We start from the raw sequence: 24,839 nt of genomic DNA, 5'->3' as shown, positions 1-24,839 counted from the left end.
ATAATGGCGAAGCTCACCCTTCACAAACAAACAATCGCCAATATGAACGAGATTTGTGCTTGGTTCACGGCCAAGTCAAATGAATACCAGTACCCGATCTACTCAAGTTATGACATCAGGGACTCGGGATATAAAATCACCAATGTTGATGCAAATATTTTTCCTGCGGGATTTAACAATATTTGTCCAACGGACAAAGAGACATCAGTGTCTCTTATGAATAAGTACATCACCCAACACTACGGTGATAAAATCAAAAAAGTTCTTCTGGTGACGGAAGAGCACACCAACAATGCCTTTTATTGGGAAAATGTTTTCACGATCAAGTCATTGATCGAAGCTTCCAGTATTGAAGTGCGTGTGGCGATTCCCCGAGAACTGCCAGAGCCTTTGCAAATCACAAGCTCAGCAGGAAACGAGATCACTCTCTACTCCGCACTGATGAGCGGCACTTTGATGAAGGACTACAATCCGGATTTAATCATCAGCAATAATGACTTTTCCATGGCCTATGAAGAATGGGCGGAAACTGTTGTGCAATTCCCAATGAATCCGCCTCGTGAGTTGGGATGGTATCAACGTAAAAAAAGCACCTACTTCAAATACTATAATCAGCTTGTTGCAGAATTCAGTGCGATTGCCAAAATCGATCCATTTCTGATGAATGTGGAAACTGAATTGTTTGAGCACTTTGATATTGGCGATGAAAAAAGTCGTGACGAACTTGCCGCCCGTGTGGATGCGATGCTGGCTCGTTTGAAGGGCGAGTATCAAAAGCGCGGAATTAACCAAGAGCCATTTGTATTCGTAAAAAACAATGCCGGAACGTACGGTCTGGCAGTTATTCGCGTGGGTTCTGGAGCCGAAGTAAAAGAGTGGAGCTATAAATCACGTAAAAAAATGAAAGCGGCCAAGGGTGGTCGTGACGTTGAAGAAGTGATTATTCAGGAAGGAATTCCCTCCATCGTTGAAGCAGACGGAGCAAGTGCGGAGCCGGTTATTTACATGATCGGATCAGATCTCGCCGGTGGTTTCTTAAGAACGCATTCCGAGAAAAGCTCCACTGAAAGTCTGAACAGCCCAGGTGCAGTTTACAAACGACTTTGTGTATCTGATCTTGCGATCAACACTCCGGGATGCCCTCAGGAAAACGTTTATGGTTGGACCGCTAAATTGGGATTATTGGCCATCGCCCATGAGGCTCGCGAGCTGCATGCCCAATTCAAGGGCTACACTTAATCAGCGTCAGTTTCTGCCACCTGTCTTATATTTAGACAGGTGGTGTTCCATCAACAATCACGTATTTAATCTGAGTCGGGAACGGGCTTTGCTGGATTGCTGCTGAATACAGAATTCAGGAGGCTTAAATGAACCTTTTCAAACTTAATTTTCGCACTGTCGGTCTTACTTTGGCGGGGTTGATGGTCTCTGTGTTTTCCCATGCGGGAATGGTTTCTGGGACTATCGGGGTTTCGTTGACCATCATTGATATGGCTCAAATGACGTCCGAAGGCTTCTCTTCAAATCCTACAGATTATACCGGTGGTCGTTATATCAGTGCCCTTACCAGTGCTAATGATGGCGAAAGAGTTGGAATCTATTTGAATGGTCAACAAGTGGCTTCAGCGATCTCCAATAAAGGTGTCATTAACTTTCAGCTAAACGCAAAAGACTCCAGCAGTATAGATGTTAAACTTAAGTCCAAGGGGCGCGATGTTCAGGTCATCCACGCTGCCTACCGTTCCAGACAGAATGCACCGGTTCCGCAGATGGTTCTGGACCCGCAAATTCGTCAAATGCAGGTGGGTGGTCAAACTATGAACGTGCAAAGCGTGATCATTACCTACTAGACGATAGACCTGCGTAGACACATTAATTTCCAAGTCGCGCTCGAGCCCTGCTATCCTGCATATAAGAGGAAACGATATGCAAAAATATGTGGGAGTCTTCGGGCTTTTCTTTGTCTGCTTTGTGGCAGGCTATGCTTTGGTTTACAACAATACAGAAATCCAATCAATCAGTCGTGACCCGGCAGCCGTTCGTTCTAACTTTGATTTTTCGCATCTGTCTGGTGAAAATCTGCAAGAAGCCGTCAAACAGCGTTTGGTAAGTGGCTTTGAATTAAAGAAGGCACCAGGTGCATCCGGTTTGTCTTTGGGTCACTTTGTTTTCGTCGATCAATACGGTCAGAAAAAACTGGCTTGTCAGGAATTTGCCAAAGTCAGCTTTGTCTTTGAAGCGGAAGGCGTTTCTGTTTCTGGTGATAAGCCGTCCATGGAAGTGGAAGGATCATGCGAATTCTCTTCAGACATGGCTAAGATCAATCCTCTTTGGGTTCCGGTCGCAAAAATTCTGGGTGAGAATCCTGCCGATGGCGAATTTCAATTCAACGGTGACAGTGCTGTGACAGTAAGATTTGCAAATCTTCCGGATCATTGGCCAAAAACCTGGTTACTTAAAACTGTCCGTATGAAAAACATCAACAGTGCTGACTTGATTATCGAAAGCAACGAAGTTGCCCGCTACCTGGGTCATCCAGTTGTAGTTAATTTCTAAAGCTGACTTTCCGGTACTATCCAGGAAAGAAACGAAGCCTTCACTCTCTGCCACCAGGTGGTTTCCGGTTCAGAGGTGAAGGTTTTTTTTTGTCCGTCTTCAAGGGTTGTCCACGTTAACTTGTTCTTTTCGTTAAGACCCAGTTGATAGGCAATCTCTGGCAGATTCTCCTGAAATTGCGTAACGAACTTTTCAGCCATTTCGGTGCTGTCGATGATTACCCCCATTTCTGAATTCAAGAATACCGAACGGGGATCCAGGTTCATCGAGCCCACCAGGATTGTGCGCCGGTCGAAGACCAACGTCTTTCCGTGCAGACCTGCATGTGAGGAACTTGAACCAATAGAGCGTTTTCTTTTTCTAAGATTTTCGTGATCGTGGGGCTTTAGTTCATAAAGGGAAACGCCACCTTTTACTAAATCCTTACGATAGCCTTTGTAACCCGAAAACGCAGCGGCCACGTCGCCGGATGCCAGTGAATTGGTCAAAACTGTGACGGATGTTCCATCAGCAACCTTCTTATTCAGGTAATTAACGCCATTGTCCCCGGGAACAAAGTAGGGCGAGATCATGAACAATTCCCGCTTGGATTCGCGCATGTAAGGTCGAACCTGTGACTGAAGATTGTTCGTTTGTTCATGTGGTTTCTGATCAAACTTTTCAGGAGGATCATAGATCACCTGTGCTGGGGCCCACTGAAGTTGCACGTCGGCAGCAGCATAGGCTTTGCCCATATTGCTTTGATAAAGTCGCTGAATATAGAGTGCTTGATAGGCCTGGTATGTATTTCCTTTTAGATTTTCTCGAAAAGTCAGATAATCAAGTTCTGTGGGTTTGATATTGGAGGTCAGGGATTCTATGGGATAAGAGATCTCTGCGTTCCAATATATATCAAATTCGCTGGCCAGGCCGGAGACCACGGGGCCTATGCACCACATATCCAGATCACCGAAGTTCATCTCATTGCTGGCCCAGAAATACTCGTCACCAATGTTTCTTCCGCCGACGATGGCAATTTCGTTATCAGCTATAAAAACTTTGTTGTGCATGCGGCGGTCGATTTTTCCCAGTCTGAAGATGTCCATGAAGCGCATACTGCGATGGGCAAAGGGATTCACCATGCGCACCTCAACGTTGGGGTGCATCGATATCAGTCGAAGCATTTTTTCGTGTTTTCCCAGATTCAGATCATCCAGCAGGATTCGCACACGAACCTCGCGATCCGCGGCCTTTAAGACTTCGTCCACCAGAATTGTGCCGGTCAAATCGTTGTTCCAAATGTAGTACTGCAAATCCAACGACCGCTCCGCAGTTCGCATGCCAGCCATTCGGGAGACGAAGGCGTCTTCGCCATTGAATAGTGCATTAAATCCGGAGTCGCCATTGTGTTGCGCAAGTTTGGCTTTGATGTTTTTGGATATTGTCGTTGTGGGGTCGGCAGGAAATGTATAGCTGGGTGTTCTTTTAACATTCTTTGGCAGCGAGGCACATGCTATCGGCAGAAAAGATAACACCAAAAGCGAAAGAAATTTTAATGGATTCCCCATATAGGAATTATCAAATTGAAGGGTGGGGCATGATAGGTCTAATGCCAAAAAACAAAAGGCCCTGGGTTCACCAGAGCCTTTGATGTTTTAAGATTCAAAACGCAATTAAACGTATTGTTTTGCTACTTCAACGAAAGTGCGAATCATCGCGCCAGAAGCACCTTTTTTAGGAGCGTATGGAAGACGATTGCCTACAGCCCAACCAGTGCCTGCGATGTCGAAGTGAGCCCAAGGGATGCCTTCGCCAACGAACTGCTCAAGGAATGCTGCTGCTGTTGCAGAACCAGCGCCTTTACCAGAAGAGATGTTAGAAAGATCAGCGTAAACGCCTTTCATGTCTTTCAAGTGGAAATCTGTCAAAGGCATGTTCCATACCCATTCACCAGATTGAACGGCTGCTTTTTCGATTTTAGTTTTCAAAGCAGAGTTGCGAGTGAAGTAACCAGTGTGCGTGTTACCCAAAGCAACAACCATTGCACCAGTCAAAGTCGCAGCGTCACAGATAACTTGCGGAGCAAGTTCTGTCGCGTATGACAAAGCGTCTGCAAGGATCAAACGACCTTCAGCATCAGTGTTGTTCACTTCGAACGTTTTACCGTTACGAGCTGTGTGAACGTCACCTGGCTTAGTCGCAGAACCGTTGATCAAGTTTTCAGTAGAAGCTACCAAACCAACTGCATTTACTTTCAATTTCAATTGAGCGATCGCAAGCAAAGTACCGATTACGTTTGCGCCACCGCACATGTCGTATTTCATTTCTTCCATGCCTGCGCCTGGCTTAATAGAGATACCACCGCAGTCAAAAGTCAGACCTTTACCTACGAAGCAAACTGGCTTTTTAGAAGCCGCTGCGCCTTTGTATTCCATGATGATGAAACGTGGCTCTTGATCAGAACCAGCAGCAACACCAAGAAGGCCGCCCATTTTTTCTTTTTTGATACGAGCTTTATCCCAAACAGTCACTTTCAAGTTTGTGATGCCTTTAGCTGCTGCCACTGCAGAGTCTGCCAGGATTGTCGGAGTCATCAAGTTACCTGGCATATCACCAAGGCGACGAGAGAAGTTAACTACGTTCGCCAAAACTGAACCTTCGTGGAAGGCCGCTTTAACAGCTTTGTCAGCTGCCAATTTAGTAACAACGTGTACGTTCAATTCGTCTTCAGATTTTTTTGCTTTAGTAGTCGATTTCAATTCGTCGAATACGTAAGAAGTCAAAACCAAACCTTCAGCAACCGCTTTTGCAAAATCAGCAGCGTCTTTTTTGCCAGCAGTGATGCCGTCAAAATGGATCGCAGCTTCTTTAACATTCAATGCTTTGATTGCTTCAAGTGCCGAAGCAACAGATTGGCGAACGGATTCGTGTGTGATCTCGTTTTCTTTACCCAGACCGACAACAATAAGATGACGGTAGCCGCTGATGTTGTATTCACGGAAAGTGATAGCTTCCTGATGTTTACCAGTAATGGTTTTTTCAGAGATAGAATCAACCAGCTGTTTGTTCAGCTCATTATGAGTCACTTTCGCAAGCTTGTCTTTTTGTGATGAAGACTTTGAAAACACGACCAAAGCCGGGCAAGTCAAAGTATCAATATCTTTGTTCAGTAAGTTAAAAGCCATAGTTAAACCTCTTAAAATGATTGTGTAATTCGGCTTTGTTAGATGTAACATAGCACTCCTAGGGGTCAAAGGCTTTTTCATAAAGTCTTGCTGGAGTATTCCGATAGGTAGCACAGCATAAGACCTTTAAATTCCTTCGGCGTTGGCCGGGGGTAGACAACATTAGGAGACATCAGTGCCACTCATTCCTTACGTCATAGAGCAAACTTCCAAAGGTGAAAGATCATACGACATCTACTCTCGCCTCCTTAAAGACCGTATTATCATCCTGGGCTCGGCGGTGACTGATGAAGTAGCCAATGCACTTATTGCCCAATTCCTATTCCTTGAATCCGATAACCCGGAAAAGCCTATCCATTTGTATATCAATTCCCCAGGGGGCAGTGTGTCTGCCGGTATGGCGATTTACGACATGATGCAGTTCGTGAAGTGCGATGTGGCGACATATTGCATGGGTATGGCAGCATCCATGGGTTCCCTGCTTTTGACAGCGGGTACCAAAGGTATGCGTTATAGTCTGCCAAATACCCGTATCATGATCCATCAACCTCTTCTTTCAGGTGGTGGTTTGTCTGGTCAGGTGACGGACATCGAAATTCATGCGCGCGAGCTACTAAGAACCAAGGAAAAATTGACTCGAATTTATGAAACTCACACTGGCAAGGACTATGAATTCCTAAGGCAGCAAATGGAAAGGGACAATTTCATGGACCCTTACCAAGCTAAAGAATTCGGTCTGCTTGACCACGTTGTAGAATCTCGTAAGGCGAAAAAAGGGTAATCAGAGATGACGACTAAAGACACCAACGGCGCATTGAGATGCAGTTTCTGCGGTAAAGGCCAAAAAGAAGTTAAAAAACTTATTGCTGGTCCTGGCGTATATATCTGCGATGAGTGTATTGACCTGTGCAACGACATCATCGACGAGGAAAAAGAGAAAGAGACAGCGGTAAAAGGTACCTTCAAAGTACCAAAACCGTCTGATATCAAAACTTACCTTGATGATTACGTGATCGGCCAAACTCAAGCCAAGAAAACTTTGGCAGTTGCGGTTCACAATCACTACAAGCGTGTGAATGCTATGTCTGGTGGTAAAAAATCCGCTGACGTGGAAATGCAAAAATCCAACATCCTTTTGATCGGACCAACGGGCTCCGGTAAGACATTGTTGGCGCAAACAATTGCAAAAATCCTTAACGTTCCATTCGCTATGGCGGATGCAACAACATTGACTGAAGCAGGTTACGTGGGTGAAGACGTTGAAAACGTTGTCCTGAATCTACTTCAAGCTTCTGACTACGACGTGGAAAAAGCCCAAAAAGGCGTTATCTACGTGGACGAGATCGATAAAATCTCCCGTAAGTCAGAAAATCCATCCATCACTCGTGACGTATCGGGTGAGGGTGTGCAGCAGGCCCTTCTGAAAATCCTGGAAGGTACAGTTGCAAATCTGCCTCCGAAAGGTGGTCGTAAGCATCCACAACAGGAATTCATCCAGGTGGATACGACGAACATTCTATTTATCGTGGGTGGTGCATTCGTTGGTTTGGATAAAATCATCGAAAACAGAACGACAAATAAAACATTGGGTATCGCAGCGGAAATCCGCACGGCATCTGAATTTGCACAGTCTGACTTGCTTGCGAAAGTGGAGCCGGATGACTTGTCCAAGTTCGGTTTGATCCCAGAGTTTATCGGTCGTCTACCGGCGATCGCAGTTCTTGGTCAATTGGATGAAGATGCGTTGATGGATATCTTGGTTCGCCCTAAAAATGCGATCACCAAGCAATACCAAAAACTGTTCTCATTCGAGGGCGTTGACTTGAAATTTACTGACAAAGCTCTTCGTGCCGTGGCGCAAATGGCTTTGAAACGTAAAACAGGTGCCCGTGGTCTGCGTGGCGTGCTTGAGACAGCAATGCTGGATATCATGTACGACGTTCCATCAAAAGGTAACGTGAAAGAAGTTATCATCGATGAAAACGTTATCAATGATGGCACGGCTCCGATGATGGTTTACAAAACCGACGAGGAAATGAAAGCCGAAGCTGATGCAGCAGAAGCTAAAAAGAAAGATTCAGCTTAGCAAGCTGGCGCTTGCCGAGAATTGAGAATCGATTATCGAAAATCGAAGTGGAAACCCCAGGGAGTGATCTCTGGGGTTTTTGTTTTTTAAGGTAGTTTGATTACATAGGCTTTTAGGGTGGCACGTGGAACCATGGAGGTGGTTGCAGTTACCTTTACACCTTTTGGCAGATCTTCAAGCTGGGTGTTTTTGTAGTCGATGTTGAAGTCGATTTTCTTGGAGCGATCGTTGGGGCAGGTGAAGACACCTTTGAAGTAGCGCCCATTGTTGTTGCGGATGCCGTATTCATCATAGAATGATTTATTGGTCACTATGAATGAACCTTGGCAGGTTGCTTCAGTGCGACCATCTTTATGATAGCGGGTGATTTCAAATTCCTTGTTGTTCATGACGTGAAACTTCATATATGCCTTTTGGAACATATAAGATGCTTCGACATTGTAGCGGCCCACAATATTGTCGGCGGTAAGAGGTGTTGCAAAAGCGGGAATACTTCCAGAAACCATCAGTAGCAAAGGTAAAACGAACTTCTTCATTGAGGTCCTCCTTGATTTATTTCGTAGTGTTCTTCTTATACGAAACTTATAAAAGGGGAGCCAAAGTAAATGGAAGAATACGTTGGATTACAAAGATAGGTTCAGATCGGATTTTAATGCTTCGCCCAAGGCGTGGAAATCGACGGGCTTGCTTAGGAAGCGTTGTGCGCCAAGTTGCTCAGCGCGATTTCTGAATTCGGAGGATTCGTATGCACTGACCACATAGAAAGGAAGGGTGGTGTTCGACTTGCGAACTTCCTGAAGAAGCTCAAAGCCATCCATCTCGGGCATATTAATATCAGACATAATGAGGTCAACTTTAGTATCGGCAACACGCAGGTAGTTCAGGCAGTCAAGGGCACTTAGAAATGAAACAAGTTTCACTCCGCCAAGGTCAGCGAAGAACTTTTTAAATTTCAATTTATAAAGCAGATGCGTATCTGCCTCATCATCGACGACCACAATATGAATCATGCATGAATTCTTTCGTGAACCATAGGTAACGACATCACGAATTCAGTCCACTGACCAAACTCACTTGTGTACTTTAATGTGCCACCGTGCTTTTGAGCAATGTTAAACGCAACGGTGAGACCAAGTCCAGCCCCTTCTCCGGGTGCTTTGGTAGTGAGGAATGGGTCAAAGACCTTTTCTCCCAATATAGATGGGATGCCGATACCATTGTCACGAATCGAAATTTCCACATTGTCCCCACGGACCGCAGTTGTAATAGTGAGTTCTGGTTCAGTGTTTTTCTCAGTTAAAACTTTCTTCTCAAGCGCGTGGATGGAGTTGTCAATGATGTTTGACAAGGCTCTCATCAAGGAAGCGGAATACGCCTGAGCATGAATGGATTCAGTAAGGCGATAGTTCACTTTTGGAGGAATGTAGGCAGAGCCCAACGCGCGGTTGGCGATCGTTTGTTGATATGCCTTCTTTACGATTTCGTTGATATCTGTGTTTTCCAGAATGTCGCTGTCATAGCTCGACAAAATCTGCATGGAGCGAACGATTTGGTCAATGCGCTGACTGTGTTTTAGGATAACACGGCTGATCTCCCGGATTTCCTCGTTATCCTCAGACTCACTGAGAAGTTCGCTGAAATTCAGCACGAAGTTCAATGGATTGCGGATCTCGTGGGCCACGCTGGCTGTTAGGCTACCCAAGGACGCCAGTTTTTCCTGTGCAACAAGAGTCGCCTGCATGCGTTTGATCTGAAGCATGGCTTTTTCAAGACTCTGATTTTTTGTCGTTAATTCGCGCGTACGATTCATCACCTTGTGTTCAAGGGCCTGGTTCAATTGCTCCAACTGCTGGTTTGCTTCCAGGAGTTCGATTTTGAATTGGTTGATGGAGTCGACCAGAATGTCGAGTTCGTCTTTCACTTCGCTGGATTGACGATCCAAATGCAATTCACCACGAGTGCGCTCGTCGGAGGTCAAATATTCAACAATGCGTTTAATGTGCACAACCACAATGTGATTGAAGATGAAGTACAAACAGAAAACCACGATCATGGTTTTTGCGGCTTGGCGGATGAAAATCCAGATAGCCTCGTGGAAGTATTTCTCACGCAGGTTTCTGATATCCAGCTCGACTTCCAGGGTGCCCAGGACTTCATTGGTGTTCTTATGCAGGATTTCAAAGCTGCGATGACTTTCCTCAGCAGGATCCGTAATACCGGTTTCGTAGATGGTTTTATTATCGGCAACCAATTTCAGGTAACTCACGCCTTGCAGACGGCTTAGTCCATCCAGCTGGATTTCCAACAGGCGAGTGTCATAAGACCACAAATGCTCGGCCATGGAATCCAGGTAGGAGTTTTTAATGATGGAGAAGTTGTTCTGTAGCTTATCGAAATCCTTTTGGTAATCCAAAATAAGCTGCCCCGCCGTTAGAATTAACGTGGCAAAGGAGCTGACGGCCCAGGTTGCGATAAGCAACTTCAGGCTCAGTGAGTTGGTATTGGACCATTTGGATTCTTTACGTGTCACATAGCACTTATCGAACAAGTTTTTGAAAAAGGGGACGAAAATCTCTCTTACAGGTATTACAATTAGGAAAGTTTTTCTATTTTTCACGTATTTTAAGGGTTCGGAAGCGGTAGGTCCGTTGGTGGCAATTTTGCCTCAAAAATAGGCAAAAACCGGGGTCTAAACTGACAGGGGCCAGACTTATATTTCTGGTTCCACATATTGCTTCCCACGCAATAGTTACCATAGTTAAAATAAGGAAGGATTCGCTAAGGTTTTAACGGATTAAATTAACCTGAATGAACATCCTCTTGTTCTAATCGTACAAGAAGCTCGTTAACCCAAGGGAGGGAGAGGATATGAGCGAGGGAAAAGTCACACAACTACCGCTTTTGCCCCTAAGAGATTTGATCATATTTCCACATATGATGATGCCTCTGTTTGTAGGTCGCGAAAAGAGTATCAATGCTCTGGAAGAAGCGATGAGCAAGCAAACCGATATCGTATTGGCGGCGCAAAAGGACGCTAAAACGAACAATCCCGAGCCCAAGGATATCTTCACAATCGGTACCGTAGGTACAATCATCCAGTTGCTGCGTCTTCCGGATGGAACTGTGAAAGTTCTGGTAGAGGGCAAACGTCGCGTAAAGATTAAGAATTTCGTAAACAACGAAAACTTCTTCATGGTTGCGGTTGAGTCCTTGGACGAAGACGGCACGAACGTAGTTGAAGCCCAAGCGCTGGTTCGCTCGGTGAAGACGACTTTCGAAACTTACGTAAAATTGAACAAACGCATCCCGCCTGAAATTTTGATGAGAGTTTCCACTATCGAGAACCCAGGTGAATTGGCTGACATTATCGTGGCTCAATTGAACTTGAAGCTTGAAGACAAGCAGGCAGTTCTTGAGATCATCGATGCAAGCAAACGTTTGGAACATTTGTTGAACTTGATGACGGGTGAGATCGAAATCCTTGAAGTGGAGAAAAAGATCCGCACTCGCGTGAAGAAACAAATGGAACGTTCTCAGAAAGAGTACTACTTGAATGAGCAAATGCAGGCCATTCAAAAAGAACTTGGCGAGAAAGACGATTACCAAGCTGAGCTTCAGGATCTAGAGATCAAATGTAAGAACAAGAAAATGTCCCAGGAAGCTAAAGACAAAGTGATGAAAGAGATCAAGAAATTGAAGCTTATGTCACCGATGTCAGCTGAAGCGACAGTTGTTCGTAACTACATCGACTGGATCTTGTCACTTCCATGGCAGGATTACTCCGAAGAGAAACATGACATCAAAAATGCTCAACGCATTTTGGATGACGAGCACTTCGGATTGGAAAAAGTTAAAGACCGTATCCTTGAGTACCTAGCTGTTCTTTCGATTTCGAAAGACATGAAAGGCCCTATCTTGTGCCTTGCAGGTCCTCCGGGTGTTGGTAAAACGTCATTGGCGAAATCTATCGCTGAATCTTTGAATCGTTCTTTCGCACGTATCTCTTTGGGTGGCGTGAGAGACGAAGCAGAGATCCGCGGTCACAGAAAAACTTACGTTGGTGCGATGCCAGGTAAAATCATCCAAGCTTTGCGCAAGGTTGATAAAGGCAATCCACTGGTTCTTCTGGATGAAATCGACAAAATGGCGAATGACTTCAGAGGTGACCCTTCAGCAGCGATGCTTGAAGTCTTGGATCCAGAGCAAAACTCGACGTTCCAGGATCACTACCTTGAAGTTGAATACGATCTTTCAAAAGTAATGTTTATCGCAACGGCGAACAGCCTTCATACAATCCCACGTCCATTGTTGGATCGTATGGAAATCATCCAGCTTGAAGGTTATATCGAGCAGGAAAAATTCCACATTGCGAAAAACTACCTGGTTCCAAAACAATTGGAAAACCATGGTCTGAAAGATCACAAAGTAACGGTAAAAGATGAAGCTATCCGCGACATCATCCGCTTCTACACAAGAGAAGCCGGCGTTCGTAACCTTGAAAGACAAGTTGCAAACGTTTGCCGTAAAGTGGCTAAAGATATCGTGATGAATGAAACTTTGAATGACTTCAAATCTGAAGGCACAGCTAAGAAAGCCGCTGGTAAAACAGTAGCTGCCAAGAAAGGTGCTAAAGGAGCGAAGACTTCAACGAAAGCGGAAACTGGTAAGAATGCAGGTTACGTTGTAACTTCACAAAAACTGGTAGAGCTTTTGGGCCCTCACAAATTCAAGTTCGGTCAAATCGAGGCGGAGAACGAAATCGGTCTTACGAACGGAATGGCTTGGACAGAAGTGGGCGGGGACTTGTTGGCAGTCGAAGTGAGCGTGGTGCCTGGTAAAGGCAAGTTCACGGTAACGGGTCAACTTGGTGATGTGATGAAAGAATCCTGTGCGGCAGCAATGAGCTACGTACGTTCCAGAGGTCCTTTGTTCGGTTTGGACAAAGAATACTTCGCGAACATCGACGTGCACATCCATTTGCCGGAAGGCGCTGTTCCTAAGGACGGTCCTTCAGCAGGTATCGCCTTGACGACTTCCATCGTGTCAGCGATCACGAAAATCCCGGTTAAGCGCACAGTTGCGATGACTGGTGAGGTTTCACTTCGCGGACGTGTAATGGCAATCGGTGGTTTGAAAGAGAAAACTCTGGCAGCTCACCGTGGTGGTATCAAGATGATCATCTGTCCTAAAGAGAATGAAAAAGATCTTAAGGACATCCCTAAGGAAGTGATGAAAGACTTGAAAGTCATCCTTGTGGACCATGTGGATCAAGTGTTGATCAACGCTTTGGATATCAAAAATCCAAAAGAGATCTTCAAAATCCAAAAGGAACGCGAGTTTGGTATCAAGGCTCAGTACACGGGCCAACAGAATGTTGCTCACCACTAGTGGTGAACGACATTAGAAATTAGAAGTAATTGAATGCGAAGGGCTGGTCAGATGACCGGCCCTTTGTTTTTTGGAGCTGGGTCTAACGGACGATCTTTGGTGTGTTTAGGATTTAGGTATTCACACATCGGAGAACCTTATGAAAGTCATCCTTCCCTTATTGGCTCCTTTACTATTTTTTCTGGTGGCTTATGCGGCACAACCGGAAAGTATTGCTCCTCAGAATCCCCAGGCACAAGCGGCTTATGAGGAGATTCGTGCGACTTTTGATATGGTTCCGACGTATATGAAGGAGTTTCCTCAGGAAGCTATTTCCGGTGCCTGGCAGGAGATTCGCGACATTCAGTTAAATCCCACGACAGCACTCACTCCTAAAACCAAAGAGCTGATCGGGGTGGCGGTGGCGGCGCAGATCCCTTGCACTTATTGCGTGTATTTTCATAAGCGCGCAGCCAAATTTAATGGCGCAACTCCTCAGGAGATAAACTATGCGATCGCGGTGGCGGCAGACACCCGGAAATGGGCCACGTTTTGGGAGGGTTCTCCCATTGAAATGCCCAAGTTTAAAATGGACGTGGATAATATGATTAAGTTCCTGCGCAAGAAAAAGCCCGCGGAGATGAGCGAACTCAAGCCTTCGCCATTGGTCGGCGATGTCAACGCTGCCCACAAGGATATGGAAAAAACGGTGGGGATCGTGCCAAACTTTATCAAAACCTATGCAGCTAAAGGTGTCGCGGGTGCGTGGAACGAACACAAGATGCTAAGCATGAATCCAAAATCTCCTCTGTCTCCGGCAACCATTGATCTTATTAGTTATGCTGTTTCCGCACAAACTTCCTGCGAACGTTGCGTGTATATCTATTCAGAGTTTGCAAAACTTCATGGCGCTACCGAAGAGCAAATGCGTGAAACGGTCGCGATGGCGGCAATCACGCGTCACTGGAGCACTTTTCTAAATGGTCTTCAGCAACCAGAAAAGGATTTTCAGCGAGAAGTGGATCAGATTTTTCAGCGTCTGGAAGATCGGAAAACGCAGTTGAATAAACAAATTTCTTCCCGCAAATAGATCCGATGCGTATGATGGGCCTCGATGAACACGAGTGCCCTGTTACTACTATCTTCTGCGTTCCTTCATGCGAGTTGGAATGCAATTGCAAAAACCACCAAGGACAAAGAGGCATTCCTGTTTGTGGCAATGACCGTCAGTAATCTGGTTATTGCCGTTTCACTGTTATTTATGTCAGACAAATTCAACGCTGGCACTCCGCTGATATACGCGCTGCTTTCAGGCATTTTTGAAGGGGCTTATTTCGTGACCTTGGCGTGGTCTCTTAAGCAAAGCCAATTGGGCAAAGCCTATTCGATCATGCGAGGCGGAGCGATGATCTTTGTATGGATTGTCTCCACGACCTTCATGGGTGAAACGGCGACAGTTTTGCAGACCGTGGGGGCGCTTGCGGTTTTGGGCGGCATCGTTATTCTCAGTTTTCCACCCTCAAAGATTTCAGAGCAAAATGGTGGTTGGTTTGCGAAAGTGCCGTGGGCCTGGGTTTGCGCGGTATTTATCGGCGGATATCATCTGAGCTATCATCAGGCGCTTCACCATGGAGCAGAACCGAAAAGCTTGTTTGCGGTTGCCATGGTCATATCATGGCCTTTTTTATGGTTTGCGATCAAAGGATCGCGCGTGAACCGCGTTAAACAAATTCTGAAAACTGAATCCGTCAAAGCCGTCGCCGCCGGTGTTGCCGCCAATTTGTCTTTTGTGATTTTTCTGTATGGCCTGAAGGTTTCCGTTCCGGGATTTGCAATTTCCCTCAGAAACTCCTCGATATTTTTTGCGGTTTTGTTTTCGTTCCTGCTGAAGGAATCCCTGACGCGAATTCAATTGATTGGCGCGCTGATCGTCGGCGCTGGGGCTGTCCTTCTAAGTTTGTGAAGAACAGCCGTATTTTGAACTAAGTTAAGAAGCTCGCGTGATGCTTGATGTGCCCTTCGATGAAGGTCGCAATAAAGTAATAGCTGTGATCATAGTCATCACGGTAATTTACTTTTACTTTCTGACCAGACCCTTCACAGGAGTTTTCAAAATTACTGGTTAAAAGCTGACCTTTGATGAAGAATTCGTCGGCGCGGCCCTGATCGATAAGTATGGTGCCTTCGTGACGAGCTCCACTGCGAATCAATTCTGTGGCGTCATATTGTTTCCAGTTATCCTGATCCTCACCCAGGTAGCCCGTGAAGGCTTTAACGCCCCAAGGGGCTTTGGTGGGATTCACAATCGGCGAAAATGCCGAGATGGATTGAAACTTCTGACTTTCGCGAAGGCCAATCACCAGGGCGCCATGCCCGCCCATCGAGTGACCCATGATGGAGATTTTGTTTTTGGGAACTTGGAATTGGGACTGGATCAAATCAAAAAGCTCGTTCGCTACATAGGAAAACATATTGTAGTGCGCATTGTAGCCTTCTGTTTTTGCGTCAACATAGAAGCTGGCACCAGAGCCAAAGTCATAAGCTTCGTGCTCGCCCGGGAGTTGTAAACCGCGGGGTGAAGTGTCCGGGCAGATGACCATCAATTGGTGTTCTGCCAGATACTTTTGCGCGCCGGCTTTGGTGATGAAATTTTCATCTGTGCAGGTCAAACCGGACAGCCAGATCACGCAACCCTTCACCAAGCCTGTGGGAATAAACGTGGAAAACTTCATTTTGGTTTTAGTCGACGTTGAGTCGTGTTCCCAAAACTGGGTTTTTCCCTCGAATGTCTTATGGGACTTCAGAAGAGTTGCTTCCATCGTTGCTCCTACATTTTGATAACTGAACGAATGCTTTTGCCTTCATGCATATAATCGAAGGCTTTGTTGATATCTTCAAGCGGCATTTCGAAAGTAACCATGTCGTCGATGTTAATTTCTCCTGACATATACTGATCAACATAGCCCGGAAGTTCGGTGCGGCCCTTCACGCCACCAAAGGCGGAGCCTTTCCATACACGGCCAGTAACCAACTGGAAGGGACGTGTCGAGATCTCTTGTCCAGCTCCGGCTACGCCGATGATGATGGATTGGCCCCATCCGCGGTGTGCACACTCAAGTGCCGCACGCATCAGGCTGGTGTTGCCCACGCATTCAAACGAATAATCCACACCCCACTCTGTCATCTCTACGATCACCTGTTGGATGGGTTTGTCATGATTTTTGGGATTCACGAAATCAGTGGCGCCGAATTTTTCAGCCATTTCGCGTTTAGCATCATTGATGTCGATGGCGATAATACGGGAAGCGCCGGCCATTTTTGCACCTTGAATGACGGATAAACCGATACCACCCAAGCCGAACACCGCAACTGTCGCGCCTTTTTCAACTTTGGCCGTATTTAGTACGGCGCCAATTCCTGTCGTCACTCCGCAACCCAGTAAACAGACTTTTTCCAAAGGTGCTGCAGGATTTACTTTAGCCAAAGCGATTTCTGGAACAACTGTGTATTCCGCAAATGTTGAACAACCCATGTAGTGATGAATCATTTTTCCATCTTTGGAGAAACGGGAAGTGCCATCCGGCATCAGACCCTTTCCTTGAGTGGCGCGAATGCGCACACACAAATTGGTTTTTCCGGACAGACAGAACTTACACTCTTTGCATTCCGGAGTGTAAAGAGGAATAACATGATCGCCTTTTTTTAGAGTAGTGACACCTTCGCCGACTTCCTCAACGATCCCGCCGCCTTCATGACCCAGGATCACGGGGAATAGTCCCTCTGGATCCGCGCCTGACAATGTGAAGGCGTCAGTATGGCAAACGCCGGTTGCGACAACTTTAACCAGAACTTCCCCTTTTTTAGGTCCTTGCAGGTCCACTTCTTCAATTGAAAGTGGGGCTCCGGCTTTCCATGCGACTGCGGCTTTGATCTTCACGATGACTCCTTAACTTGTGAATTAAATGATGAGAGAAATTATATGAACATAGCACTTACTTGACTAGCCAGTGAAAGGAACAATACTGTTTCTGCATGGAAACAATAAAGTCGCTCCAGGGAATCATTGCCTTTGTCAAAGTTGCCGAATCCGGAAGCTTTTCAAAAGCCGCCGAGGTTCTGGATGTATCCAAGTCTCATATTAGCAAAAACATCCGACAGCTTGAAAGCGATCTGGGAATTGCGCTTTTCGTCCGCTCCACCCGAAAAGTTCAACTCACGCACATGGGTGAGCGTTATTTGCAAACCTGCCGTGAGTCATTGAAGAATCTGGATCTGGCCAGACAGGAAATCCTGGATTTGTCTGATACTCCGCGGGGCAGCTTGCGCGTGACTCTGGCAGGGGTGTTTGGCGAGGACTATATCGCGCCTGTTGTGGTGGAGATGGCCAAGCGCTATCCCGAGCTTAAGGTGGAGTTGAATTTCTCAACCCGCATTGTGGATTTGATTGAGGAAAAATTCGATGTGGCTATTCGTATCGGGCACTTGGAAAACTCATCGTTGCTGGCGCAAAGAATCGCTTCGCGTTTTGAATACATTGTTTGTACCAAAAGTTATCTCGCCTCCGCGCCGGAACTGAATGAGCCGGCGGATTTGATTCATCACAACTGCATCGGGGAGCGCAGTTCGTGGAGCTTCAAAAAACGCGGCAAAGGTTTTCAAGTGCCGATCTCGGGAAATTTTAAAAGTAACAATCCCCGGGTTTTGCATAAGGCGGCTTTGGCGGGACTGGGAATCGCCAGACTGCCTGGCTCTTATGCTTTCGAGGATATAAAGCGCGGCCGACTTGTTTCGGTTTTGGAAAATTACAATGAAGGTAAAAAAGATATCTGGGCCGTAACTCCGGTTCGCCATAAACAGAACATCAATGTGAAGCTTTTTATTCAGGAAGTGAAAAAGCACCTCGCGGACGACTTCAAACACGTACTTTTTTAAGTGATTGCGAAATGATGCGCCGAGCAACTACATCCGTTCCAGCTCAGAACATTAATTTACTGAAATCAATTCTCAGTATGCTCACTTTTTGAGCAACATCCCGCATCTCGCATTGACGATATCCTGACAATCTGACAGAACCTGTCGTTCCTCAGAATCTGGAAATATTTGGAGTTTTAATTTCTATGAGTCAATTCGATCGCGCCTATGAGCTCGGCAAGCTGTATTGCGATCGTGGAGAGTTCGGTCCCGCAACGGACCATCTCCGCGAAGCAGCTAATGGCTATTTCGCCGAGAAAAATCATTCTGCTTATTTGAAGTGCCAAACACTTTTGTTGCGTATTTTTGCCGAACGCGAACAAATCGAAGACATCAATGCGACCAAGGAAAAACTCCAAGACCTTGTCCTTAAAGAAGGCTTCGAACTTAATTCTAAAACTTACTACTTCCTTGCGGTATGTGCGTCTTACAAAAATCAGACGGACGATGCCCTTGATTACGTACAAAAGGCCCTGGCGCTGGCGCTTGCTACGGATAATAAGGAAGACATCTGCAATGCTATTTTCGGTCTTGCGATGGTTTACTCCAATCCTTCAGTCGCTCGCTACGCGGACGCCCTGAAAGAGATCTACAACCTTGAGGTTTTCTTCCAGGTTTATAATTTCCCAGAGCTAAGAATTTCTGCTTTGATCCTGAATGGTAACATTTTGGCTCAGATGAAAAAGTACGAGGAATCCATCACGGTTCTTTGGAAAGCATATGATGCTTTGAAAGAGACTCGTAACGTGGTTTCTGCGTCTTACCTGATGATTCAGTTGGGTGATGTGTACTTCGAAATGGGCGAAAAAGATCTGGCGCGTGTTTATCTGTCTTTGGCACAAAAATCCATCGACACTGAAAACCACGTTCGTCTTGCGAAAATTGCCCAATTCTATGCTTCTAAAATCGGAGCGGATTCTCAACACAGCTACGACCTTGTGTTTGATGAAGTTAATCATGCGGTTACCGAGCGCAAGCTGGGTCGCATCGATTTCAAAAATCAGTTCATTCTTTTGGATCTATTGCGCCTGTTCGTTCAGAACCAAGGCACGATCTACTCCAAGGAATTCCTGGTCGAGAACGTCTGGAAACAACCGTATGATCCGGCTGTTCATGACAATAAGATTTACGTGACGATTAAACGTCTTCGTAAGTTGATTGAACCAGACTACGAAAAACCAAAATATATTTTTAGAGCCAAAAACGGCTATTACATGAATAAAGCTGCTCGCATTCATTTCGAGCACTAAAGGGGAATTTCATGTTACGTCATATTTTACTAGCAGCTCTTTTGATCTTTTCCAGTGTTGGTCATGCTTATCCTTCGAATGACGAAGGTACGATCATGCCGTCTGGAGACAACCGACCAATTCCTTGGCCATGGTCTTCGGCTCAGCCGTTCCCATGGGATGATATCCAAGGGTTGTGGAGAATCGAACAAGACGATTACGTGTCTTATTTCGCATTTAAAGTTGTGAAAGAAAAGACCAGCGGTGGTCGCCAACTTTTGGTCAGACAAATTGACGGGGAAACTCGCAGAGTGTTGGCTGAGGGCGTGGGCTTTGAGACAGGAAAAATGATCCTGGCGCAAATGACCAGCTGTGGTGGTACGGTTTACAGATTGAGACTGACGTCATTTAGCTTGGAGAACTCTCCTCAGCCACCGACTTCAGGTAATCTCTACAAAAATTCTGTGATGGTTCTTTCTGTAGGCAGCGTGGAAGCTAAAACTACCAGTGAAATGGTGAACTTACAGCTGTCCAAGGTTTCATCGCGTTTCCGCTTCTCGCAAGAAACGTGTGTGTCCCGCTAGGGCTTAAGAAATTTATTAAAATATTTAAAAAAGTTATTGCAAAGTCGGAAGGACGCAGATAAACATAGGTCCTTCTTACCAATAGGGAGTTAGCTCAGTTGGTAGAGCGCCACCCTTACAAGGTGGATGTCGCAGGTTCGAATCCTGTACTCCCTACCAATTAAAAAAGCTGCCTTAGAGCAGCTTTTTTAATTTCTGGATCTCCCCATCGCTTCCGCGATAGGGCCCCGTAAAAACAACCGCCATAGGGCGGTTTTTTTATTTGTACTGTCTGCACTTCGGCGTCGCCGAAGTATTTTCTAAAGAAACATCCCCTAAAATCGAAGTTCAGGTTTTGTTGTTATCTGCCGCCGGCAGATAACTCCGAGCAGTGTTCGCTGCTTTCATTCCAATCTTTGGATTGGCCTCTGGTTTGCTATTTTTCGTGAGTAGTACTTAGAACCGAATCAGGGGGCTCTTAGCGGGGCTTCTTTGAACTTATTTGCCTGTTGTCCATTGCCTTGACAGGGGCGTTGTTCTTTCGTGGAACAGCAGGTGTGGAGAGAAAAATGTCAGAGCGTTTTTTAAGTTCCAACGGATGCTTCGAGATGACTCATTCATCAAAGGCCGAGATCAAGGCTGCCTTTGCGCAGCTTAGTAAAGAACTTGATGCGAAAATCGCCACTCTGAAAGCTGTCAGTGATCCGACTTGGGATAACTTTATGGTTCCGTTCTATGAGGCGGAAGTTTTAGTGGCCAGCTTTGCCAGTCGACTTATTGTGGTCTATGTCTATTCCATTTCTAACGATGAGTACCAAGAGGCCTATTCGGAAATCTTCTCGGACTATACTGAGTTGGAACGAAGACTTGTTTCCACCACTGAAATCATCGCGAAAGTTCAATCCCTGCAAGAGGGCAATGAATATCAATCTTTTAAACAAGAACAGAAGAAGTATATCCAGAGCATTCTTAATAATGCAAAAAGCCAAGGAACCTTGGCGGATGCCCAATTAAAACAAAGCATTTCTGGGATCAATAAAGAGATCGCAAAATGGTCCGAAGTTTTTAATTCAAATATTCAAAAGGCCACGGTGGCGGGTGGAATCGTTGTTCATGATCGCAAGGACCTGGGAGAACTTCCGCAGCAATGGGTCGTGCGTGCTTCCGAACATTTCAATACTCATCTCAAGAAAAACGAATCAACACCAGAGCAGGGTCCTTGGTTAATTTCATTCACCACAGGTGTTTACCTTCCCTTCATGGAATATTCCCCAAATCGTGAATTGAAAAAGCAAATTTACAAACAAAGAAAGCAAATCGCCTCACATGGTGAGTTTGATAACAGCGAGGCGATTCGAAATATCCTGACAAAAAGAAAAGAGCTGGCGCAGATTCGCGGCTTTGAGAATTTCTTGGAAAGCTCCTTGGATGTTAATACGGCAACGGCTGATCAGTTGGATCAGCTTTGTAAGTCTCTTGCCTTAGCTTATAAGAAAACCCAGGAACAGCTTCATGACTCCTATCGTGAAATGGCAGCTCGGGACGGTATTCAGGAGCTAGAGGCTTGGGATCTTGCGCTTTATGGTCGACTTTATAATGAGTCACAGGGCTTTGATGCAGCGAAGATTGCAGAGTACTTTCCCTATAAGGAAACCAAAGAAAGAATATTCAAATTATTTGAAGAATGCTTTTCGATCCGTTTTGAAAATGCAACTGCCGAGGTTAAATCCTGGAATGCCGACGTCGAGTTTTATTGGCTGTTTGATGAAGACGGCACGAAGCTTGGTGGATTTTATATTGATCCGTACCAAAGAGCCGGAGAAAAAATTGTTGGCACTCAGAGCATTGGTGCATTTTGGTCAACTTTACGAGAACCTTCTTTGGAGAATGGTGAAAGCATCACTCCCATTGGTGTGCTGTCCTTCGGCTTTCCTTCCCCGACTCCAGATAAACCTTCCCTTCTGGACTTTGAGGAGCTTTCTGGATTCTTCCATGAGTTTGGACATTTGTTTGCGTTATATTTGAGGAAGAAAAATCAAGGCACGATCAGTCCACAGTTCAGAATTGAAGAGGATAGCTTAGAGTTTGAGAGTATGGTTCTTGAGTATTGGGGGCAGAATCCCTACGTTCTAAAGAAAATTGCCAAGCACTATAAAACGGGCGAGTCCTTAACCGATGCGCAAGTTGGAATGCTTACTAAATTTATGAGAAAAGAAGTCGATGAGAGAGCGCATGGATTGTTGCATTTGTCGCAAATTTCTTTGCATGTGTATTCCGGGTTTAATCCAGACAAAGATGATCTGCAGTCTGTTGTAAATGAAATCACCAAGTCCGTTAAGGCTGCGCCTTACTTTGAAGAGGACAGAAGTATGTGGGGAACAACCCCCGTATTTACTCTGAATGGATATCTGGCAAACTGCTATATGTACTTATGGGCAATGACGGTTGCTTACACTTATCACGCGGAAATCGAATCCACGGGTTGGAACGATCAATCTATGAAAAAACTAGGGCAGACACTTAAGTCCACCCTGTATCGGTATTCGCTCGTCGGTCAGTCCATGCATGCTTTGAAGTTGGCAACCGGTAAAGACGTACCGGATTTTGAAGGGTTTGCTTTAAGCAGAACTTCCAAGCAGACCCCTTAGTGCTATTGGCAGCGGAAGACTAGTTCGTAGCGGTAGCCGTTGCCTAGAGCGCCGCGGGCTACGGAGCCGCCAAGGCCTGTGATGCCGCCAACGGTGGATTCTGTTTGGCCACCCAATGCGAAGACGGCACTGCCGGCTGCTTGGGCTACTTTGGAAGCGGTTTTGGCTTTTTGATATGTGCCTTCATCCATATTGCCTTGGTATTTAGATCCCTCAGTTACGATCAGAGGCATTTTGCCGGTTTGTTTGCAGTAGTCTTCTGCCTGAGACATCGCATCTCTATAGCCAGCTTCTTTATCTTCCTGATTCAGGATCACTTTGTGATCACCACTGGCGCTGGGTCTGACATCGCGGTGATGTGCGCAGGCGAAGCCAAGAATAGAAACAGAGATCAGAAGTGCAAAGCGAGCTAGGATTTTCATGTTCAATTCCTTTTGAGGATTAACTTGTTGAACAACAATCGTAGGCCCGTCGTCATAGAGTGGGAAGTCGAGAGATGGCCAGTGACGCTATGCGTTTTTTGGGCGGTCAACTGCAAAGTAGGGTGTTTTTGGTTAAACGTGATTAACTTTAAGTGTGCGAAGTATGGTGATTTGTTCCATTCTTCACAAAACTAATGATTTCCAACGGTACCTAAGTTATCTGACTCCTCGAATGGAACTTGATTGAAAGTACCAGAACGTATTGTAAGGAGTCGCAATGAAACTTGTACTGGCAGCGCTTTTGGCGTCCACATTCTCTTTGGCAGCATTTGCTCAATCCATCCCTGAAGAGCAACCTCTTAAACTTTCCAAGCGTGAAGAAGCAGCAAAGCGTTTGATGGTTGAAGATGCTTACGAAGCTCCAAAAGGTATTCTTTTTAATGAGGCTGCATATCTTGCAGGTGACACTGCCTACAACGATTTCACCAACGTGATCGTTATCAATAAAGCTGCGAAGGGTCCTGGTGCTCAGAAACTTCGTCTGTACACAAACCGTCGCTTGGTTCTTTCCACTAATGTTTCCACTGGTACTGAACAGTTGGAATACATCGGTAAATTCAAAGGTATCGTAAACGGTATCTTCAAAGGTTCTCGTGAATCTCACTGGAGACACACAACTCGCGGATTCTATAACATCAAACGCGTTTACAATTATGACTACCGCTCAGGTGAGTCTAAATTCATGATGCCTTATGCGATGTTCTTTAACGACAAACGCGGTTTGGCTATTCACCAGGTTCCGCCAGATATCGTAGGTGGCGAGGCGAATGGTGTTGCGGCATTGGGTTCCCGTGCTTCTGGTGGCTGTGTTCGCGTTAAATCCGGTCCAATCAACTTGATCCACGACGCAGTTGTAAGAGCTGATAAAGGCCATATGCCAGTGATCGATTCAAGAACGGGTCGTCAAGTTTATGAGAACGGCAAGGCACAAACTAAAGTTGGCTTCAGTTCTATCGTGATTGTTGAAGAGTACTAATCGCGTCTTGACCCAAACTTTGAAGGGCAATACAAAGGCTGAACCTGCGGGTTTGGCCTTTTGTTTTTTGGATCCTTGATGGAGCAAATATGACTTTGAACGAAATCGTAAAAGTACCTGACGAACAACGTGATCACCAATGGGAGATTGATTTCTTCATGGCGATCACTTCCGGCAGCGTGAAATTGATGTTGGATGCTCCTCAACAAGGACCGGATGGCTGGCCCTATATGCTGACTGAAACTTCCATGGATGCTTCAGAGCCGGCAAATAAGATCATGCAGTGGGCGGCACTTAAAGGTGTGGGCTTGGCCGTAAATCCGCAAAAGAACTATCCGGACTATGTTTTCACTTACGGTATGCTTTGGCACTTCAAAGAGACCGGCTTGTTCTACAGAACTGCCGATGAAGCTCCAGTAGGTACTTTGGAATTGCAACAAGGTCAGGCGCTTCATGCTGGGGACGCTTCTCCACAGTATCTTCCACAATATGTTCGCACAATCATCAAAGAATTCTTCCGTGATCAGGCAGTTTTGCGCCCGCGTATTTTGGTGATGAGTCAGGATCGTAAGAATTACGATCTGGCATTCTCCCTGGAGTCCTTGGGGAATCCGCCAGAGAAGGAACATCAGGGAATTGCAGAAGCCCTAAGCTGGTTTCTGCCTCCGCATTACTCCATCGTTCTGGTTTCAGAGATGGGTCTTCCTAAGTTCTACGATCTATAAGAGTTTCCTCCAGTTAGGCTGGAGGAAAGCTAGTCTAAGGACGGGTCAATTGCACTCGCCCTTACAATTGTT

22 protein-coding genes and 1 tRNA gene are annotated in these 24,839 nt (G+C 45.7%); 15 read left to right on the top strand and 8 right to left on the bottom strand.

The window, feature by feature from the left end; all coding sequences use genetic code 11:
- The first annotated feature begins 3 nt into the window (after positions 1–3).
- The 3 genes from gshA to AAAA73_RS09345 all read left to right on the top strand — a co-directional run bounded on the left by gshA (position 4) and on the right by AAAA73_RS09345 (position 2,556).
- Positions 4–1,239, top strand: coding sequence for a glutamate--cysteine ligase (gene gshA / locus AAAA73_RS09355; protein ID WP_340598039.1), 1,236 nt, complete (start codon positions 4–6; stop codon positions 1,237–1,239).
- 128 nt (positions 1,240–1,367) lie between these two features.
- Positions 1,368–1,850 carry a hypothetical protein gene (locus AAAA73_RS09350; RefSeq protein ID WP_340598038.1) on the top strand — a complete coding sequence of 161 codons (483 nt, stop codon included), beginning with the start codon at positions 1,368–1,370 and terminating at the stop codon, positions 1,848–1,850.
- Between the two features lie 76 nt (positions 1,851–1,926).
- Positions 1,927–2,556, top strand: a complete 630-nt coding sequence (locus tag AAAA73_RS09345; protein ID WP_340598037.1) for a hypothetical protein — start codon at positions 1,927–1,929, stop codon at positions 2,554–2,556.
- Here AAAA73_RS09345 and AAAA73_RS09340 read toward each other — a convergent pair.
- Positions 2,553–4,103 (bottom strand): phospholipase D family protein, encoded by a 1,551-nt coding sequence (locus AAAA73_RS09340; protein ID WP_340598036.1) that lies wholly within the window; start codon positions 4,101–4,103, stop codon positions 2,553–2,555. The genes AAAA73_RS09345 and AAAA73_RS09340 overlap by 4 nt on opposite strands.
- 105 nt (positions 4,104–4,208) lie before the next feature.
- Entirely contained in the window at positions 4,209–5,720 is a 1,512-nt protein-coding gene (locus AAAA73_RS09335; protein ID WP_340598035.1) for a leucyl aminopeptidase, read from the bottom strand.
- Positions 5,721–5,895: 175 nt separating this feature from the next.
- Between AAAA73_RS09335 and AAAA73_RS09330 the strand changes: the two genes are divergently transcribed.
- Both AAAA73_RS09330 and clpX read left to right on the top strand, forming a co-directional pair.
- Positions 5,896–6,501, top strand: coding sequence for an ATP-dependent Clp protease proteolytic subunit (locus AAAA73_RS09330; protein ID WP_340598034.1), 606 nt, complete (start codon positions 5,896–5,898; stop codon positions 6,499–6,501).
- Between the two features lie 6 nt (positions 6,502–6,507).
- Entirely contained in the window at positions 6,508–7,806 is a 1,299-nt protein-coding gene (gene clpX / locus AAAA73_RS09325; protein WP_340598033.1) for an ATP-dependent Clp protease ATP-binding subunit ClpX, read from the top strand.
- 86 nt (positions 7,807–7,892) lie between these two features.
- Here the strand turns inward: clpX and AAAA73_RS09320 are convergent, their stop codons facing one another.
- From AAAA73_RS09320 to AAAA73_RS09310, 3 genes are all read right to left on the bottom strand, one after another.
- On the bottom strand, positions 7,893–8,342 hold the full coding sequence (locus AAAA73_RS09320; protein ID WP_340598032.1) for a hypothetical protein: 450 nt from the start codon (positions 8,340–8,342) through the stop codon (positions 7,893–7,895).
- A gap of 87 nt (positions 8,343–8,429) precedes the next feature.
- Positions 8,430–8,816: a response regulator gene (locus AAAA73_RS09315; protein ID WP_340598031.1), complete on the bottom strand. Its 387-nt coding sequence runs from the start codon at positions 8,814–8,816 to the stop codon at positions 8,430–8,432.
- Complete coding sequence (locus tag AAAA73_RS09310) at positions 8,813–10,336, bottom strand: sensor histidine kinase (protein WP_340598030.1); 1,524 nt, start codon at positions 10,334–10,336, stop codon at positions 8,813–8,815. Before AAAA73_RS09310 ends, AAAA73_RS09315 begins: the two co-directional genes overlap by 4 nt.
- Positions 10,337–10,674: 338 nt before the next feature.
- Here AAAA73_RS09310 and lon point away from each other — a divergent pair, with 338 nt between their 5' ends.
- The 3 genes from lon (at position 10,675) to AAAA73_RS09295 (ending at position 15,136) form a co-directional block, all read left to right on the top strand.
- A complete protein-coding gene (lon, locus tag AAAA73_RS09305) occupies positions 10,675–13,194 on the top strand; it encodes an endopeptidase La (protein WP_340598029.1) in 2,520 nt (839 codons plus the stop codon).
- Between the two features lie 139 nt (positions 13,195–13,333).
- The gene (locus AAAA73_RS09300; RefSeq protein ID WP_340598028.1) at positions 13,334–14,263 is read left to right on the top strand and encodes a carboxymuconolactone decarboxylase family protein; all 930 of its coding nucleotides are present in this window, start codon (positions 13,334–13,336) and stop codon (positions 14,261–14,263) included.
- Between the two features lie 24 nt (positions 14,264–14,287).
- A complete protein-coding gene (locus AAAA73_RS09295) occupies positions 14,288–15,136 on the top strand; it encodes an EamA family transporter (protein WP_340598027.1) in 849 nt (282 codons plus the stop codon).
- 19 nt (positions 15,137–15,155) lie between these two features.
- On the opposite strand, the gene fghA is transcribed toward AAAA73_RS09295, so the two are convergent.
- Entirely contained in the window at positions 15,156–15,992 is an 837-nt protein-coding gene (fghA, locus tag AAAA73_RS09290) for an S-formylglutathione hydrolase (protein WP_340598026.1), read from the bottom strand.
- A gap of 8 nt (positions 15,993–16,000) precedes the next feature.
- Positions 16,001–17,110 (bottom strand): S-(hydroxymethyl)glutathione dehydrogenase/class III alcohol dehydrogenase, encoded by a 1,110-nt coding sequence (locus AAAA73_RS09285; protein ID WP_340598025.1) that lies wholly within the window; start codon positions 17,108–17,110, stop codon positions 16,001–16,003.
- 95 nt (positions 17,111–17,205) lie between these two features.
- Here AAAA73_RS09285 and AAAA73_RS09280 point away from each other — a divergent pair, with 95 nt between their 5' ends.
- From AAAA73_RS09280 to AAAA73_RS09260, 5 genes are all read left to right on the top strand, one after another.
- Entirely contained in the window at positions 17,206–18,105 is a 900-nt protein-coding gene (locus AAAA73_RS09280; RefSeq protein ID WP_340598024.1) for a LysR family transcriptional regulator, read from the top strand.
- Positions 18,106–18,290: 185 nt separating this feature from the next.
- The gene (locus AAAA73_RS09275; protein ID WP_340598023.1) at positions 18,291–19,394 is read left to right on the top strand and encodes a helix-turn-helix domain-containing protein; all 1,104 of its coding nucleotides are present in this window, start codon (positions 18,291–18,293) and stop codon (positions 19,392–19,394) included.
- Between the two features lie 11 nt (positions 19,395–19,405).
- Complete coding sequence (locus AAAA73_RS09270) at positions 19,406–19,957, top strand: hypothetical protein (RefSeq protein ID WP_340598022.1); 552 nt, start codon at positions 19,406–19,408, stop codon at positions 19,955–19,957.
- Positions 19,958–20,040: 83 nt separating this feature from the next.
- Positions 20,041–20,116, top strand: a tRNA-Val gene (locus AAAA73_RS09265).
- 389 nt (positions 20,117–20,505) lie between these two features.
- The gene (locus AAAA73_RS09260) at positions 20,506–22,584 is read left to right on the top strand and encodes a M3 family metallopeptidase (RefSeq protein WP_340598021.1); all 2,079 of its coding nucleotides are present in this window, start codon (positions 20,506–20,508) and stop codon (positions 22,582–22,584) included.
- 2 nt (positions 22,585–22,586) lie between these two features.
- On the opposite strand, the gene AAAA73_RS09255 is transcribed toward AAAA73_RS09260, so the two are convergent.
- A complete protein-coding gene (locus AAAA73_RS09255; RefSeq protein WP_340598020.1) occupies positions 22,587–23,006 on the bottom strand; it encodes a hypothetical protein in 420 nt (139 codons plus the stop codon).
- 277 nt (positions 23,007–23,283) lie between these two features.
- Here AAAA73_RS09255 and AAAA73_RS09250 point away from each other — a divergent pair, with 277 nt between their 5' ends.
- Both AAAA73_RS09250 and AAAA73_RS09245 read left to right on the top strand, forming a co-directional pair.
- Positions 23,284–24,042, top strand: a complete 759-nt coding sequence (locus AAAA73_RS09250; protein WP_340598019.1) for a L,D-transpeptidase family protein — start codon at positions 23,284–23,286, stop codon at positions 24,040–24,042.
- A gap of 89 nt (positions 24,043–24,131) precedes the next feature.
- Positions 24,132–24,767, top strand: coding sequence for a hypothetical protein (locus AAAA73_RS09245; protein WP_340598017.1), 636 nt, complete (start codon positions 24,132–24,134; stop codon positions 24,765–24,767).
- Positions 24,768–24,839 lie beyond the last annotated feature (72 nt).

It is taken from the genome of Bdellovibrio sp. GT3 (assembly GCF_037996765.1).
In the GTDB taxonomy this organism is placed as follows: Bacteria; Bdellovibrionota; Bdellovibrionia; order Bdellovibrionales; family Bdellovibrionaceae; genus Bdellovibrio.
Note: the sequence above shows the minus strand (reverse complement) of the source record. Positions and strands in the feature narration are given on the sequence as shown.

Coding starts and splice junctions, on each gene's coding strand:
- lon (WP_340598029.1), top strand. CDS start 10,675: ATGAGCGAGGGAAAAGTCACACAACTACCGCTTTTGCCCCTAAGAGAT.
- AAAA73_RS09280 (WP_340598024.1), top strand. CDS start 17,206: ATGGAAACAATAAAGTCGCTCCAGGGAATCATTGCCTTTGTCAAAGTT.
- AAAA73_RS09295 (WP_340598027.1), top strand. CDS start 14,288: ATGAACACGAGTGCCCTGTTACTACTATCTTCTGCGTTCCTTCATGCG.
- AAAA73_RS09315 (WP_340598031.1), bottom strand. CDS start 8,816: ATGATTCATATTGTGGTCGTCGATGATGAGGCAGATACGCATCTGCTT.
- AAAA73_RS09300 (WP_340598028.1), top strand. CDS start 13,334: ATGAAAGTCATCCTTCCCTTATTGGCTCCTTTACTATTTTTTCTGGTG.
- AAAA73_RS09345 (WP_340598037.1), top strand. CDS start 1,927: ATGCAAAAATATGTGGGAGTCTTCGGGCTTTTCTTTGTCTGCTTTGTG.
- AAAA73_RS09275 (WP_340598023.1), top strand. CDS start 18,291: ATGAGTCAATTCGATCGCGCCTATGAGCTCGGCAAGCTGTATTGCGAT.
- AAAA73_RS09255 (WP_340598020.1), bottom strand. CDS start 23,006: ATGAAAATCCTAGCTCGCTTTGCACTTCTGATCTCTGTTTCTATTCTT.
- clpX (WP_340598033.1), top strand. CDS start 6,508: ATGACGACTAAAGACACCAACGGCGCATTGAGATGCAGTTTCTGCGGT.
- gshA (WP_340598039.1), top strand. CDS start 4: ATGGCGAAGCTCACCCTTCACAAACAAACAATCGCCAATATGAACGAG.
- AAAA73_RS09245 (WP_340598017.1), top strand. CDS start 24,132: ATGACTTTGAACGAAATCGTAAAAGTACCTGACGAACAACGTGATCAC.
- AAAA73_RS09335 (WP_340598035.1), bottom strand. CDS start 5,720: ATGGCTTTTAACTTACTGAACAAAGATATTGATACTTTGACTTGCCCG.
- fghA (WP_340598026.1), bottom strand. CDS start 15,992: ATGGAAGCAACTCTTCTGAAGTCCCATAAGACATTCGAGGGAAAAACC.
- AAAA73_RS09270 (WP_340598022.1), top strand. CDS start 19,406: ATGTTACGTCATATTTTACTAGCAGCTCTTTTGATCTTTTCCAGTGTT.
- AAAA73_RS09320 (WP_340598032.1), bottom strand. CDS start 8,342: ATGAAGAAGTTCGTTTTACCTTTGCTACTGATGGTTTCTGGAAGTATT.
- AAAA73_RS09250 (WP_340598019.1), top strand. CDS start 23,284: ATGAAACTTGTACTGGCAGCGCTTTTGGCGTCCACATTCTCTTTGGCA.
- AAAA73_RS09340 (WP_340598036.1), bottom strand. CDS start 4,103: ATGGGGAATCCATTAAAATTTCTTTCGCTTTTGGTGTTATCTTTTCTG.
- AAAA73_RS09350 (WP_340598038.1), top strand. CDS start 1,368: ATGAACCTTTTCAAACTTAATTTTCGCACTGTCGGTCTTACTTTGGCG.
- AAAA73_RS09260 (WP_340598021.1), top strand. CDS start 20,506: ATGTCAGAGCGTTTTTTAAGTTCCAACGGATGCTTCGAGATGACTCAT.